This window comes from Lapidilactobacillus concavus DSM 17758 (assembly GCF_001435835.1).
In the GTDB taxonomy this organism is placed as follows: Bacteria; Bacillota; Bacilli; order Lactobacillales; family Lactobacillaceae; genus Lapidilactobacillus; species Lapidilactobacillus concavus.
In genome coordinates this window covers 45,930-61,310 of sequence record NZ_AZFX01000059.1, presented here as the reverse complement: position 1 = coordinate 61,310, position 15,381 = coordinate 45,930, and the positions used below count along the sequence as shown (strand labels likewise).

Genomic DNA, 15,381 nt, shown 5'->3' with positions numbered 1-15,381 from the left:
GAAACGAAGGCTAATGTTTAAGGCGGAAGATTTATTCGCCGAGTGCGAAGCACGAGTCGAATAAACCTGCAGCCGGCCCCACAAGCGAAGGCAACAACTTTCCACGCAGTGGACTGACGGGTTTGAAGACCTGACAGATACGCAGTGGACTGACGGGTTTGAAGACCTGACAGATACGCAGTGGACTGACGGGTTTGAAGACCTGACAGATACGCAGTGGACTGACGGGTCTGATAACAACAGAAGTGTAGCGGACTGACGGGGCTGAATACGACTCAAACCCTAATCATGATCACCATTATAAATCGTATTCGGCACTACAACATAATCAACCTCACGCAAGGCCCCTAATTCGCGCCCTCCAGCATAGGAAATTGCAGACTGTAAATCCTCTTGAATGTCCGTTAACTCATCATAGAGATCACCTTTGATTGGAATTAGCACACGCTTGCCTTCAACGTGATGATGACTCTGCTTTTGTAGCTCGGAGGCTGAACCAAAATATTCTTTGTAAGTCTTTCCGGCTGAGATAACTTCCTCACCAGGAGACTGCTCGAATCCGGCTAGCATCGAGCCAATCATGACCATGGTAGCGCCGAAGCGAATCGACTTGGCAATATCGCCGTGTGTGCGAATGCCGCCATCGGCGATGATTGGCTTGCGCGCAACGGAATGGCACCATTCTAAAGCAGAAAGTTGCCAACCACCGGTACCAAAACCGGTTTTGATTTTTGTGATACATGCGCGTCCTGGCCCGATGCCAACCTTCGTCGCATCCGCACCGGCTTGTTCCAGGTCGCGAACCCCATCTGGTGTGCCGACGTTGCCCGCGATGACGAACGCATGAGGGAGGACTCGCTTGAGATAACGGATCATGCGGATCACACGCTCGGAATGGCCGTGCGCAATATCGATTGTGACGAATTCAGGATGACTCTGGTGTGCAACTAGTTGATCGATAAATGCGTATTCCTCGTCTTTAACGCCGACTGAAATAGACGCATAGAGGTTACGCGCGTGCATTTCAGTAATGAAAGCTTCACGTTTACCAGGTTCAAATCGGTGCATGACGTAGAAATAGCCATGACTTGCTAGCCAAATCGCAATTTCTTCGTTGATTACAGTTTGCATATTGGCGGGAACGACTGGGATTTTGAATTCATATTGACCTAGTCGAACGGATGTGTCTGCTTCGTGGCGACTTTCAATCACACAGCGCCGCGGAATCAGTTGAATATCATCATAATCAAAAATTTTCATGGTTTCACCTATTATTTGGATTTAATCACCGAACAAAGATATCGTAACAAAAATAAGAAAATATATCAACTAATATGCGAACATTACAACTTACTTAAACTAATATAATTCGTAAATAACCATTATTGACTGTCCGGTGCTTTTTTGTGTTGCGCATGTTAGAATGAATCATCAATACAAGTGAGGGTGAATGATGGTGCAAGTGATAGATCTCGATCTGCCCGTTTACAATCTCGTCCAGGAAGTTCCTGCGGTGGTTCCGGTGATGGTCGGTTTAGGCTTAGATGGCGTCACGAGCCCTGCGTTGTTGAAGACGGCCGGTCGTTTCATGACGCTGCGTAAAGGCGCGGCGATGAAACAAATTCCCTTGTCAGAATTAATCGCACAGCTTGAGCAAGCTGGATTTGAGGTGGATGATCATGAGTCAGAATGAATTAGAGCACAGCGCCGTTTATCGGCAGAAAAAAATCGTTGAAATCTTGCAGCTTTTGCATCAAGGCGGCTCGTTCGATGAAGCAAAGGCGATTTTTGACCAGACTTTCGCCAGTGTCGATGTTTCCGAGATTACTTCGGCAGAGCGAGCATTGATCGCCACTGGCTTGAATCCAATGGAGATTCAGCATCTATGCAATGTTCATGCGGCGGTATTCAAAGGAAAAATCTCCGACAATCATGTGGTCAATCCAGTTCAAGAACAACCTGGTCACCCAGTTCAGGTGATGAAGCTGGAAAATTTGATCATCACATCTTTACTCAAAGACGAACTTTTACCCTGTTTAAAAAAATGGCAGCAGTCTGGCACCGACGCGCAATATTTGACGCGAATTCGCCGGGCACTCAAAGATTTGATCACGATCGATAAACATTATGCGCGTAAGGAGAACACGATTTTTCCATTGATGGACAAATATGGGATCACTGCGCCACCGAAAGTGATGTGGGGCGTCGATGATAAGATTCGTGGCTTGATTGCGACGGCCAACGACTTGGTCAATCGGGTGCCACTCCCCGATAAATATGAGATTGAGGCTGCTATTGAGCAGGTCAATACAGAAGTGATGGAAATGATCTTTAAAGAAGAACAGATCATGTTGCCAATGGTCGATGAAGTCTTTACAGCTGCGGATTGGGGCTTGATTGCTTCGGAAAGTGACGATATTGGCTACACCTTGATCGCCCAGCCTTTACCATGGCGACCAAGTACGGCGGATCTCGAAAAAGATGCCAATACGCCTAAAAAGGTACCAGCCATTGCAGCTGAGTTGAATGAGGCTGCTAAGGCGTTGGCAGAGCAGGAAGATTTGGCTCGTCTCAACAAACGAGCCGGCGTGAAAAAAGGTGTGACCAAATCAACAGGTTCGGAGAAAATTTCGACGATCTCAAAACCAGTTCAAGTCGAAAAGCCTTCGCAGCCTGGGGCCTCGATGCCTGTGGAAACGCCGGTGATTGATGACAAGATTCGCGCTGAAAAAATAGCTGAATTTAAAGCTGGGATGTCTTCGGATTCTGCGTCTACGGGTCGTCCTGAGTGGACTAAGGTGTTTTCTGAACAACCAAAAACCGCCTATGAGCGGACTAAACTCGCGCTAGATGCCAATGGACTCGCAGAAATTCACTTTAATAACGGCACGTTGAATTTGGCCGAGCTCACTGGGATTTTCAAGATTTTGCCACTCGACCTGACTTTCGTTGATGCAAACGATAATGTGGCTTGGTTCTCCGACGATGGCCATCGTATCTTTCCGCGAACTAAGGCAGTCGTGGGCCGCGCGGTTATTAATTGCCATCCACCGAAAAGTTACGATAAGGTCAAAAAGATTCTCGATGATTTTCACGCAGGTAGCCGTGATCAGGCCGAGTTTTGGATTGATTTCCGTGGCATCAAGGCTTATATCCGTTATTTCGCGGTGCACGACGAAGATGGTGAGTATGCCGGTTGCTTGGAAGTCAGCCAGGATATTACTAGAATTCAACAGCTCGAGGGTGAACGTCGGTTGGATTCGGAAGACTAGAACGGGATTGGCGGACGAATAATCAATCTCGAGTTAAAATAAATCCTAATTTGACTATCATCAACGATTGACGACTAACTAAAAAAGCTTAAATCCTGTGTTGAACAGAAATTAAGCTTTTAGCTAGTCGTTTATTTTTTTGTTCATGCGCCGACGACGACGGTGGTTCCTTGTGGAATCTTATCGTAGAGCCACTTGGCATCAGGGATAGAAAGGCGGATGCAACCATGCGAAGCAGGCTGTCCCAACTTTTCACCTTCAGCGGCTTCATAGTTGCCCTTGACATCAGTGGGAATCGAATGGAAGAGATAAACACCATGATGCAGCCACGAGACCCAATAATTGGCGCCTTCGTTCAAGGCGCTGTTATAGAAGTGGTCACCACGTTCTTGAATCGCGTAGGTTCCTTGTGGGGTGGTCTGATTAAGTCCGCTAGAACAAATCATCGTGTAGAGGCGCTCTTGACTGGTTAAATCATCTAAATAAACACGCTGTTTATCGAGTGAAACCGTTAATTTTAAAGTATGGCTGGTGTTGAGCGTTGGGTACTTGCCACCAGTTGGCTTTTTCCAGAGCAATTTCTGTTGGGCGCGAGTCACTTTGGCAGCAGCTTTTTTCGCAGTCTGAATCTTCTGTGAATGATGCTGAGCGGTCTTATCTTGTTTTTTATTCACCTGGTGCACGACGGCTACTTTTGCGGTAGGCTGTTGATGATCGTGGATCAATGCCCAACTGAATAGTCCAATCACAACCAGCAAGCTTAGCGTGATACCGGTGATGAGGAGTCGATCTTGTTTTCTCATGGGAACCTCCGACGAGTGCTCTAGTTAAGAGATGTTTGAGATGCAGGGGGTAACGATGACTTGGGGCGGCACTCAACGACCTGTAGATCAATCGTAATCCGTGAAAAAGGGGCAGTTTTCAATGCTTGAACTTGTTCTGGATTTGCTTGCCACTCCAGCGGTGACATTTGGAGTAGATCCGCAAAGGCCGATTCGTCTGCCAATGAGAAGCGATAATTGACGGCTTCTTGATGGATAATCGTCGCGACCTCGGCGAGGTGATTCATGACCGGTTCGTTGGAATAATTGGCTTTGGTTTCACCAGCGAACAGTCCCTGCCGCAACTCCTGCAGGTAATGTGCCGCGGGAATGACCTTGATAAATGTGCCCTCAGGTGTCAAGACACGGCGAAACTCACCATAGTGTGACGGAGAAAAAATGTTTAGAATTGTATCTGCAGAATGATCGGCGAAAGGAAGATTCGTTAAATCTGCGATGCACCAAAAAGTATCTTCAGTGGCTTGTTGCGAAGCTAAATAAATCCCATCTTTAGCAATATCGAAGCCTATTTTCGGTCCCGTGGCGCCATGATCGGCGAGATAGGCCAACATCCCACCTTCACCGCAACCCACATCGATTGTCAACGCACTATCGGTTGGTAACCACTGACCAATTAAGTCGAGTACTGGGTTGAAAATCCCACGCTGAATCATTCGACCACGCGCCGCCAACATTTCTGTGGCGTATTCTGTTTTGATCTGATGCTGCAAAAAATACAGCGTGCCTTTTTTCGACAGATCGAATTGATGCCCCTCCGGACAACGGAGTCCCGAATCTGTTGCCATCATTTCCTGATGACAGAGTGGGCAACTGAAGAGTTGCGCATGCGCACTCAGAAAATTTTGCGCTTGAGTAATTTTTTTGATTGCCATAACGAATCCCTTCTGCTAATGACTCCATTTTAGCATGAAACAATCTGACATGAAATCAAATCAGAGGTAATTACTGAGCATCATGGGAGCGAGCACGATATTGACTAGGTGTGATGCCTGTTACCAGCTTAAATTTGCGAGAAAAATTCGAGAGATCATAGTAGCCATTCTGTTCGACGATTGTTTTGATGGGCAAACTCGTATTCGCTAACTCATTTTTGATTTTTGTGAAACGCAAGTCCTGAATGTATTTGGTGAAATTTTTCCCGCTCCGTTCTTTGATGAAGCGACTGATATACGAAACTGAGAGAGAAAATTTACTCGATAAAAGTTGTAATGAAAGGTCATGACTGGTGAAATGTTGATTAATGTATTGAAATAGATCATGATTCAGTCTGGACTGCTTTTCATGCACACGTTGTTGGACGTAGTCTGTGAGCTCTAAGATGAGGTTCTGCAGAAATTCATAGACGCCCTGATTAGTCACGCTGGCAAGTGTCTAAAGCGAATTTAATAAGTCGGCGAAGCTGGGATCACCGATTTGAGTGCCAGTTTTGACGATCAGTAACATCAAATTATAGATTTTGAAGTTAACGACGGTATTTGACGCACTACTTTCAAAAATTGCTGTATAAAGTTTTTGCAGTACGGTCGTTGCGACTTCACTATCGCCAGATTCAAGGCTATTTTTCAATTGTAATTCTTGGTCTGGGTAAAAATGGCGTTGCTTTTCCATGTGTCGCTCGTTCTTAATCGGCGTCTGATAATAAACAATGTTTGTGGCGTTCAAGTGGGCTGATTCGGAGGTGGTAACTGCTTCAATAAAGGAATAATTCAGTTTCTGCGTGTCCGTATATGCGCCCCCAACGAACAATGTAAAGTCAATGCGAGTTTGCTGATGGAGTTGGTTCACAATATCTGCAAGATAAACGTTTAATTGATTGGTATGACTGAAGTTGATGACCAAGGCTAAAAGTGGTGAAGTGAGTTGTTCGGTACCGTGAACAGAATAGTTGGTGTTTTTGAGAAATTTAAATTGCAAGATTGTTTGATCAAGATTGGTATCGGCAGGAACTTCCTTTAATTGCGCGAGTGCAATGACAAAATGCTGAAACGGGAATTCAAGTTGTGCTTTTTGACCGATATGGTTAATGGTCTCAAGGTCGAAGCGTCCTTTGATCTTTTCGCGAATAAGATGTTCTTGCACGAAGGGAAGATGGTCCGCAGCGTTCTGCTTGAGCTCCCGGGATTCATTTAGGAATAAACGAATCGAGTGCTGTAAGTCAGCTAATTCGTTTTCGCCGTGTCGGTTTTTAGACGGTTGATTCCAGACCAGTGCTTCGATCTGCTTGATGGGGGCGTATTGCCGTCGATTAGTGATTAGAATTGAAATAATACCGATGATGAAGATGGCAACGCTGACGATCGCGAATTGGGAAATCGAAGAACGCAACGACAATAAATTATAATTATTTTTTTGAATGGCAAGCAACGAATAGCCGTAAGAGTGATTCTTAACACGAGCATGAAGATAGCCGTCGTTCAATGCAAACTGAGTTTCAGCCGCACGAGTGAAATCAGGTGGATTCGTCAGCACGGGTAACTTGGTATTATCGCTTGAGAAATAGGCATCGCGATTCTGATTGAAGAGGAAAACGCGTTGTGATTGACGATTCTGGAGACCATTCAACATCTCTTGAAGACGATCAGAATCAAGGCCGATAATCACAGTGCCGTACGGGATGCCTTGGGCAGCGGACATTAAAGGGACAAAAAATGAAAGTGAGCTCTCAAAATTTTTCGACGTATGAGGTGAAGACATAAAATAAAGTTTTGCCGATTTTGTGTGCAACATCGTCGCCGAATTCGACAAATCCGCTGGGGATAGCAGTGAGTACTTGGCAAGTGTTGCATCCACATCATAAGTGCCATCGCTTGCATAAAGATCTTGTGGATCTTGATTGTAGTACAAGTAGAGATGCTTGATCAAGACGTTTCCACCGATATAACGTTGCAAGGCTTGTTGATACTGAAGAGGATCAACCTTGTGATTTCGCAACATCAATTCTGGATCCATCGACATTTGTTGTGTGAGCGAAACGAGATGCGTCAGATTGAGATCAAGGTTATTATCCAATTGATTGAGTTGACTGATCTCACTATCTTTGATTTGTTGTCGATAAATTGCGGAATCATTGAGGTACCAAATCAAGGTAAAGACCACGAAAGGCAACACAAAAACGATCAGGTAGGAGAAGACATACTTGGTCCATAATTCGTGGGTGTGTTGTTTTTTTAGACGATTCTTTGGGTGGATCATCATCGTGAGACTTCAATTTTTGTAGCGCACTGAGTGTGATGCGAGTAATCGGCCAGAGATAAAGGGGCATGAAGACAAATAAGGCGATGGCGGGAAAGATAACAAAAACTAAGGATAACGAGACGAGCATCAGTGTCACCAATAATAATGACTTAGGATTCATGACAGAAACAACTAAGGTTTGTTTGAAGTAATTACCGAAATCAAGTCGATAACGCACAAAAACCGGGAAGAGATAGACTAAAAAATCCGCGTATAAGACGAGTAGCAAGAGTAATCCGAGCTGAATCGGAAACGACCCCAGTAGACGGGCATTGATATTAAAATCGATGATTAAAACGAATAACGGCAGTAATGCCAAATAACCAATTTTGTTAATTTCAAAAAATGACGTTTGATAAAAAGCCCTGAATTCTGTCCACAGGGCTCGTGGTGTAACCTCAATGCTGAAGTCGGCTGCTTGATCGAGTCGCCTCATAATGAGTTTGAAACAGGTTGCCAGTGCTGGGAACACACCTAGGATAATGACACCTCGCAAAGTAAATAGGACAAAATAAAATTGTAAGAGTAACCCGAAAATTAAGATCTTGCCAATACTAATGGTTGCTTGCATAAACCAATTTTTCATCTCACCATTCCTCCAAACGGCTGTTTATTTCAAAGAGACTTGACTTGTCACGAGATTGTTTTGAATATACCACCGACCTCGATATTTTTTTAATTGCAGATAACTGTCGACTGACATCTTTTGATGTGAATGACTCAAGTTTGTGTTTATCTGAGTGATATTTACAGATGCCTGAGTCAGAGAAGCGTGTCCGATGTTGAGCGTGATCAGTTTGAGCTGAACCTTCCTTCTCGAATTGAAGTCGCCATGGTTTCCTTGGTGGTCGACCGTTTGGTTGGATAAATAGTCTCGAGGTATTGATCAACATTGCCCGCGTTAACTGCTTGATAGTTGGTTTGAATGACCTTTTCAATCTCAAGGCGATCGCTTTTAGTCAGTAAGACCGGCTGCACGTTCATTTTATAAATGACTAGAGCGTTCAGGATGAGTAAAAAAACGAGGCTGCCTAAATAAATCTTTTGATGTGCCTTCAAAATTAAGTCCCCCAGAAAAGCGCTTGCTTTTTGAGCTTTAATCAGGATTGGGAGGAGGTAGATAATGGTTGAGAAAGAATTAAGGGGCGACATTGAGCCAGCAACACAGGATTCAGAAACTCAGCAGGATTTTCCCGAGACAGCAGCTGTTCGAGCAAGTCTACAACAATTCAGTTCAGATAAAATTGGCGTTCTTGTGCATTGGGGATTATATGCAAAAGCAGGAATCGTTGAATCATGGGAGTTATCTGATGAAGATGAATGGGCGCGAGGCAAGTCTGCATTTCGCCCGAACATGAAGCAGCTTAAGCAGGATTATTGGGGACTGAATAGCGGCTTTGATCCACAGAACTTTGATCCACAAGCATGGCTGCGACTCTTTAAACATGCGGGCATTCGGTATCTGATTTTTACCACTAAACATCACGATGGTTTCAATTTATACGACACTCAGTTTTCTGATTATAAAGTTGGTGGCACGGGATCGCCTTATCATGGTGTTGATATTTTTGGCGCGCTGGTGACCAGTGCACGACAAGCTGGTTTGAAAACTGGCGCTTATTACTCTAAGGCTGATTGGTTTCATCCGGATTACTGGACGAAGGATGATCACCCTAAAAGTCGTCATGCGGATTATGTGCCCACGCAACAACCCGAACGTTGGCAGCGTTATGTTGATTTCGTTCATGCACAACTCCGCGAGTTAGCAAGTCGTTATGGCGGACTCTCTATCTTATGGTTAGATGCGGGTTGGGTCGGTGCGCCGCGAGAAGACCTGCAACTCGAACAGATTGCTGAAGAGATACGATTGCTTCAACCCAATATCTTGATTGTTGATCGGACGCGCGGGGGACGCTTTGAGAATTACGTGACGCCCGAACGGCGAATACCAAGTGTTGACCGACTTCCAACAGAAGTTTGGGAGAGCGGGCTACCACTAGCCGATAACTGGGGCTATGTCCCGCATGATCATTACAAATCGCTTAAACAAATTATTCTTAGCCTGCTACAGGTCATCTCTTTAGGTGGCAACTTGTTACTCGGCGTTGGTCCAAAACCGGAAGGTGCCTTGCCCAAGCAAGCTATCCAGCGATTGACTGAACTTGGTGCATGGACGTCTCAGAATCAAGAGGGGATTTATGGAACGCACGCCATTGAACCAATTATTTTTAAACGGGCAACTAAACAGGAAATATATCTGACTCAAGATGACCAAAGCTACTATTTATTTGTGACTCACCCGGCGAGAGACGAGAGCAATCGAATTAAAGTCGCTAGGTATCAGACGTGTGGTTGCAGCGCAAGTTCTTGGGGTGAAGGCAAATGTAGATTTAGCCATTGAGAAACAGATGTTGCCACTTTCAGCAGCCGTTTCAAAGATGGTGATTCCTGGTATTAAGCTAGTGAAGCAATCGGGAAGAGATCAATAGGGAAGTGAGAAATATGGGGTTAGCAAGTCAAAATCAGATGCAAACTTTGCCAGCGCGTCAAAAAGTGGAGAAGCTACACAAGGTTGATTGGCAATTATTTGTTCTGATTACACCGGCAGTCATCTTTTTTATCGTGTTTTGTTACGCACCGATGTATGGCGTCATTATTGCGTTCAAGGATTATATCCCGTCGTTAGGCATTTGGAATAGTCCTTGGGTTGGCTTCAAATACTTCAATCAATTTTTTAAATCATATTATTTCTGGGATCTCATTAAAAACACGCTGGGTGTTCAGGTTTATTATTTAATTGTCGGATTCCCACTGCCAATCATCTTGGCGCTCGCACTGAACGAAATGAAGGATGGATTTTCGAAAAAATTCAGTCAGACGATTACCTACGCACCAAACTTTATTTCTGTCGTTGTGATGGGTGGGATGATTATTGCATTTCTTGATCCATCAACAGGAATCATTAACCATTTGATTGGATTCTTAGGTATCAAGCCTATCTCATTCATGTCGGATCCACGGTGGTTTAAAACAATTTATGTTTGGTCAGGAGTCTGGCAAACAACAGGGTGGGGTTCGGTGATCTATCTTGCTGCTCTGGCCGGTGTTGACCCGGCCTTACATGAAGAAGCGATTGTTGATGGCGCAAGCAAGCTACAACGTATTTGGCACATTAATATTCCTGCGATTGTGCCCACAATGGTAATTCTGTTGATTCTTAACGTGGGTAATTTATTCGCAATGGGTTATGAAAAAATCTTATTACTACAAAATCCGTTGAACATGTCATCCTCGAATGTCATTGCAACCTTCGTCTACAAACAAGGCTTGTTAGATGGTCAATACAGTTATGCTGCAGCTGTTGGGTTATTCAATGCCTTGATCAATGCTGTTTTGCTAATTGTTGTGAATCGCATCGCATCCAAGGTTAGTGACACGAGTCTGTGGTAGAAGGAGGGATGGATGATGCAACATAGTCGTTTAGTCAAGGACACCCATGCCGACCGTATTTTCAAAATTTTCTTAAATATTTTTATCTTGTTGGCTGTTTTGATTGTACTTTATCCGCTGATCTATCTTTTGAGTGCATCGGTTAGCTCGCCACAGAGTGTTAATTCAGGACAGATGTGGTTATTCCCGGTTAAATTTAATCTCGACGGTTATAAGGTGATTTTGCGGTATTCCGATATCTGGCGCGGTTATGGGATGACAATTATTTACACGTTTGTGGGAACACTCGTGAGCCTTTTTATCACCATTCCGTGTGCTTATGCGATTTCGAGACCGGATTTTAAAGGTAAGACTTGGGTGACTAACTTCATGCTGGTGACGATGTTTCTGAACGGTGGGTTAATTCCAACCTATCTAATTGTTAAATCTTTGGGAATGATGGATACCATTTGGGCAATCATCTTACCCGGCGCCGCGTCGGTTTATAACATTATTGTGACGCGGTCATTCCTTCAAGCATCGATTCCTTGGGAAATGCAGGAAGCCGCAAAAATAGACGGCGCGTCGACTTTCCAAATTTTCTTCAGGTTAGTCTTACCTCTCTCTGCGCCAATCATCGCAGTTATGGCGTTATTCTACGGTGCCGGCCAGTGGAATAGTTATTTCAACGCACTGGTCTATCTAACTAATAAGTCACTGTATCCATTGCAGATGGTTCTTCGGCAGATTTTGGTTCTGAAAGATATGCAACAAGGTGCGAGCACTGGATTAACCGCAGAGACTGCTCAAGCAGCATATAGCAAAGAACAGTTGGTTGAAATCATTAAATACGGCGTGATGATTGTATCGACCGTGCCAATTATCGCCGTCTACCCATTTTTACAGCGTTATTTCGTTAAAGGCGTTTTGATTGGTTCGTTGAAGGGATAGGGCATTTATTTTGGGAGGAAATAGCGATGAAAAAAGTTACTTTGATCAAGGTAGCATCTATTTTGCTTGTTTCTGCAGCATTTCTAGCCGCTTGTTCGACCAAAAAGGATTCCAATGCAACTAATACTAGCAATATCAAAGTGAATGCGACTGGATTTCCAATTGTTAATAAGAAACTGACGATCTCGCTGATGGCACCCAATACGGGAATGGCTGACTGGAAAAATATGCCGACCTTGACTGACTATGCGAAGAAAACCAATATTAACTTGAAATACAACACCGTGCCAATGAGTGATTTTTCTACTAAGTTAAATTTAGCTTTTGCCTCACAAGACCTATCGGATATTATCTATGCGGCTGGCACGGATAATCTGACCCCGGCAAATGAGACGACTTATGGTAGTCAGGGTCAACTCTTACCTTTGGAAAAATTAATTCCGAAATACGCGCCAAATCTTGAGAAGTTATTGAAGGCAGACCCAAGCATTCGTAAATCGATTACGACGCCAGATGGACATATCTATAGTTTGCCGCTGATCTCCAGAAATGCGACAGCCATCTGGCCAATGGGACCAATGTGGTATAACGGCGCATGGTTAAAGAAGTTAAATGTAACCACGCTACCTAAAACGACCGATGAATTTTACGATCTGATGATGAGATTCAAGAATGATGATCCTAATGGCAATGGTCAGCAGGATGAAATTCCTTTGACGGATTCCAAACTGACGAGTATTCGTCCGTGGATGATGTCTGCGTTCGGCATGCTAGCACAAGGAGTTAAGAATGATAATGGTAAAGTGGTTTATACACCAACCACAGATCGTTATAAAACATACCTGACTTTTATGAATAAGATGATAAGAATGGCTTATTAGACAAAGATACCTTCTCTCAATCGTCCGATCAAAAGAAAGCTAAAGGACAAGCTAATCGATTAGGCCTGTTTTCGGATTATTTCTCATACTTCACAACGGGTTAAACTGAAGAGCAGTCGATTGCTAATCCAATGTGGCAGCCTTTAACCAGTCCCGTTTCCAAGACGGCAGTCGTACCAGGCAGCCCGAGAATTACCCGTGGGACTTTTTCAATTACAAAAGGTAATCCTTCTCCCGCTGCATCTATGCGTTGGGTTGATTACTTCTATAGTGAAAAAGGCGCACTCTATTTATCTGATGGTCCAGAGGGTGTGATCTGGAAATATGCGAAGAACAAAGATGGCAAGCAAGTTCGCGTCTATGCCAAAGGAATTACAGCAGATAATAAAGAAGAACGGCGTGGCAAAATTACACCTGCCTATGGATTGACGATTCCAACACTCTCAACTGATAACGATGACAATCCGCTATTACCAACAGCTGATGCACCGACACTATCCAACTTTAGTAAATTTATTCGTCAAGAGACCGAGCAAAAAGTGACACCATATGCCAAGGTGCCATTCCCACTCACTTATTTAACGAAGAGTGAACAGAGCGATGTCAGTGCAGTTGAGAACGACCTCAAAACTTATGTTGAACAGTCAGTGGCTAAATTTATTACCGGTGTGACTCCGATGAGCGATTGGGATAACTATGTTAAGACCATCAAAGGCATGGGCGTTTCTAAGTACGTTCAGGTTTATCAAAAAGCCTATGATCGCTGGGCAAAGTAAGCGTCTAAGATTGACATCTCAAATTTAAACAACCAAAAAGTGGCTGAACCACGTCGTTATCGATACTGCGTGGTTCAGCCACTTTCTTTTTGCTTACTCTCGTTATTCTCTAGTCGTGACGGGTGCCATCCAGTTCGGCTCGAGGATGTTGCCGTCAATGTCGACGACCTCATAACTTACCATTTGTTCACTGGACATTTCGGGGACAGCTTGGTAGGCATCGCCACCATTGGCCTTGGCACGTTCAGCAAATTGCTCAACGGCGTCTGGTGAAGCGAGTGTAAAGTTGACCAACGCGCCGCTCATTTTGTGTGGATCAGCGACTTCACGATCGCCGATGAATTTTTGATAGAAGTCACGGGTCAACAGCATCACGACGAATGTCTCGTCCCAAACCATGGCGCTCGCATTCTCGTCGCTGTAATCCGTATTCTGATGGAAACCCAACATCGTATAAAAATCGGTTGCTTTAGCCAAATCACGTACTGGAAAATTTGCAAAAACCATTATTGACATGAAATCCGCCTCCGTTTTTTCGTAAGTGTCTGGAAGATATCTTAATTATCTCATGGTCATATGTTTAAAACATTAAATAAGATTGGTGACGTGAGGTCTGTTAACTATCCGTGAATTTTTATTTGAACGGGACAAGCATTAAAATTGATTGCGCTTTTACCAAGCTGTTATAATGAAGTTATCAGATGAAAAGGAGTGATTCAATGGCAAATAATGAAAAGCTCGATGCAAAGAAAGACCAACTAGTTGGCAAGACGAAGGAAACTGCTGGACGTATGACTGGCAACGACCGTCAAGAACTTGAAGGCAAGGCGCAGGAAGGCAAAGGCGATCTCAAGGATAAGCTTGAAGACGTTAAGGACAAAATTGCCGAGAAAGCGAACGATTGGATCGATGATCTGAAAGATAAAAAAGACGACATGGATCATAAAAAAGATCGTTAAAAGATAATATCTCATGAACCAAACCTTCAACACAATCGCAGGTGCTGCAGCGCCATTTTCGCGATTGATGACCACCCGCCACACTGCCCCCCCTCAGTGTGACGGGTTATTTTTATGGCATTTTCTGATATAATTAAAGCTGGTTTGCAAGGCTACGATAAAGGATCCCCAAAAAATAAACGAGGTAAATGTTGATGACACCAAAAGTAATTCAAGCGTTTGTCGAGGCAAGAATGGCCACCGATCATTCCGGCCATGATGTTGCGCATATTCAACGAGTGGCACAACTCTGCGACGTTTTATTGACAAATTATCCCGAAGCCGACGCGGCCATCACCATGTCCGCCGCATGGACACATGATATTTTGGATGATAAATTAGTCGCCGATATCGCGCCAGTCCGCCGGCAACTCATGACAACTTATGCTGAGGCGGGATTGACTGCCGACCAAATCGCAGCAATCACAGCGATTACCGCTCACCTGTCTTTTTCTGCCAATTTGAAGCAACACTATCAATTGTCGCTCGAAGGCCAAATCGTTCAAGACGCGGACCGACTCGATGCATTGGGTGCGATTGGCATTGGCCGTGCCTTTTACTATGGTGCTCACACCGGTGCACCAATGTATGATCCAGACATCGCACCGCGAACGACGATGACCAAGGCAGATTATCGTCAAAAATCGCCGGTGATCAATCATTTTTACGAAAAGCTGTTCAAATTGGGCGACTTAATGAATACCCCAGAAGCAAAAAAAATTGCTGATGAGCGCATTACTTTCATGCAAACCTTTGTCTCGCAATTCAAATCAGAATGGCATCTGGACAACAATTTTTAAACCGTCCAGTCTGAAAAAAAACAAGTAACGCACAGATCCAAAGCGGAATATCCGCATCAATTAATATAGCGCGTCAAATACACGATATTGTGTCGATTCAGTTTTTATCGATTGATTGTCGATTCGAAAGCGCCTTGTTCCACACTCTAAACGTGTTGCAGCCCACTAAATTTTCCGGTTAATACCATTCAAACTCGA

General features: G+C 44.1%; 16 protein-coding genes. 9 read left to right on the top strand and 7 right to left on the bottom strand.

Annotation, left to right across the window (positions count from 1 at the left end):
- Nucleotides 1-282 precede the first annotated feature (282 nt).
- The gene (locus FC15_RS05810) at nt 283-1,260 is read right to left on the bottom strand and encodes a GMP reductase (protein ID WP_057824827.1); all 978 of its coding nucleotides are present in this window, start codon (nt 1,258-1,260) and stop codon (nt 283-285) included.
- 193 nt (nt 1,261-1,453) lie between these two features.
- Here FC15_RS05810 and FC15_RS05805 point away from each other — a divergent pair, with 193 nt between their 5' ends.
- Together FC15_RS05805 and FC15_RS05800 are read left to right on the top strand one after the other, a co-directional pair.
- The gene (locus FC15_RS05805; protein WP_057824825.1) at nt 1,454-1,693 is read left to right on the top strand and encodes a DUF1858 domain-containing protein; all 240 of its coding nucleotides are present in this window, start codon (nt 1,454-1,456) and stop codon (nt 1,691-1,693) included.
- Entirely contained in the window at nt 1,680-3,272 is a 1,593-nt protein-coding gene (locus FC15_RS05800; RefSeq protein WP_057824824.1) for a DUF438 domain-containing protein, read from the top strand. Before FC15_RS05805 ends, FC15_RS05800 begins: the two co-directional genes overlap by 14 nt.
- 143 nt (nt 3,273-3,415) lie before the next feature.
- On the opposite strand, the gene FC15_RS05795 is transcribed toward FC15_RS05800, so the two are convergent.
- The 5 genes from FC15_RS05795 to FC15_RS05770 form a co-directional block, all read right to left on the bottom strand.
- Nucleotides 3,416-4,075, bottom strand: coding sequence for a L,D-transpeptidase (locus FC15_RS05795; protein ID WP_057824823.1), 660 nt, complete (start codon nt 4,073-4,075; stop codon nt 3,416-3,418).
- A gap of 20 nt (nt 4,076-4,095) precedes the next feature.
- The gene (locus FC15_RS05790; protein ID WP_057824822.1) at nt 4,096-4,986 is read right to left on the bottom strand and encodes a methyltransferase domain-containing protein; all 891 of its coding nucleotides are present in this window, start codon (nt 4,984-4,986) and stop codon (nt 4,096-4,098) included.
- Between the two features lie 70 nt (nt 4,987-5,056).
- Nucleotides 5,057-5,473, bottom strand: a complete 417-nt coding sequence (locus FC15_RS05785) for a helix-turn-helix domain-containing protein (RefSeq protein ID WP_057824821.1) — start codon at nt 5,471-5,473, stop codon at nt 5,057-5,059.
- Between the two features lie 1,705 nt (nt 5,474-7,178).
- A complete protein-coding gene (locus FC15_RS05775) occupies nt 7,179-7,934 on the bottom strand; it encodes a YesL family protein (RefSeq protein ID WP_057824819.1) in 756 nt (251 codons plus the stop codon).
- Nucleotides 7,935-8,140: 206 nt separating this feature from the next.
- Nucleotides 8,141-8,407, bottom strand: a complete 267-nt coding sequence (locus FC15_RS05770; RefSeq protein WP_057824818.1) for a hypothetical protein — start codon at nt 8,405-8,407, stop codon at nt 8,141-8,143.
- Nucleotides 8,408-8,471: 64 nt separating this feature from the next.
- Between FC15_RS05770 and FC15_RS05765 the strand changes: the two genes are divergently transcribed.
- From FC15_RS05765 to FC15_RS09360, 5 genes are all read left to right on the top strand, one after another.
- Nucleotides 8,472-9,749 carry an alpha-L-fucosidase gene (locus FC15_RS05765; RefSeq protein WP_057824816.1) on the top strand — a complete coding sequence of 426 codons (1,278 nt, stop codon included), beginning with the start codon at nt 8,472-8,474 and terminating at the stop codon, nt 9,747-9,749.
- A 101-nt stretch (nt 9,750-9,850) separates the two neighbouring features.
- A complete protein-coding gene (locus FC15_RS05760) occupies nt 9,851-10,798 on the top strand; it encodes an ABC transporter permease (protein WP_146979143.1) in 948 nt (315 codons plus the stop codon).
- Nucleotides 10,799-10,813: 15 nt separating this feature from the next.
- On the top strand, nt 10,814-11,728 hold the full coding sequence (locus FC15_RS05755; protein ID WP_057824814.1) for a carbohydrate ABC transporter permease: 915 nt from the start codon (nt 10,814-10,816) through the stop codon (nt 11,726-11,728).
- Between the two features lie 26 nt (nt 11,729-11,754).
- Nucleotides 11,755-12,609, top strand: a complete 855-nt coding sequence (locus FC15_RS09365) for an extracellular solute-binding protein (protein WP_235803347.1) — start codon at nt 11,755-11,757, stop codon at nt 12,607-12,609.
- A 131-nt stretch (nt 12,610-12,740) separates the two neighbouring features.
- On the top strand, nt 12,741-13,385 hold the full coding sequence (locus FC15_RS09360) for a type 2 periplasmic-binding domain-containing protein (RefSeq protein WP_235803346.1): 645 nt from the start codon (nt 12,741-12,743) through the stop codon (nt 13,383-13,385).
- Between the two features lie 102 nt (nt 13,386-13,487).
- Here the strand turns inward: FC15_RS09360 and FC15_RS05745 are convergent, their stop codons facing one another.
- Nucleotides 13,488-13,901 (bottom strand): VOC family protein, encoded by a 414-nt coding sequence (locus tag FC15_RS05745; RefSeq protein WP_057824812.1) that lies wholly within the window; start codon nt 13,899-13,901, stop codon nt 13,488-13,490.
- A 203-nt stretch (nt 13,902-14,104) separates the two neighbouring features.
- Here FC15_RS05745 and FC15_RS05740 point away from each other — a divergent pair, with 203 nt between their 5' ends.
- Both FC15_RS05740 and FC15_RS05735 read left to right on the top strand, forming a co-directional pair.
- Nucleotides 14,105-14,344: a CsbD family protein gene (locus FC15_RS05740; protein ID WP_057824810.1), complete on the top strand. Its 240-nt coding sequence runs from the start codon at nt 14,105-14,107 to the stop codon at nt 14,342-14,344.
- Nucleotides 14,345-14,538: 194 nt separating this feature from the next.
- Nucleotides 14,539-15,183 (top strand): HD domain-containing protein, encoded by a 645-nt coding sequence (locus FC15_RS05735; protein WP_162258408.1) that lies wholly within the window; start codon nt 14,539-14,541, stop codon nt 15,181-15,183.
- Nucleotides 15,184-15,381: the final 198 nt, after the last annotated feature.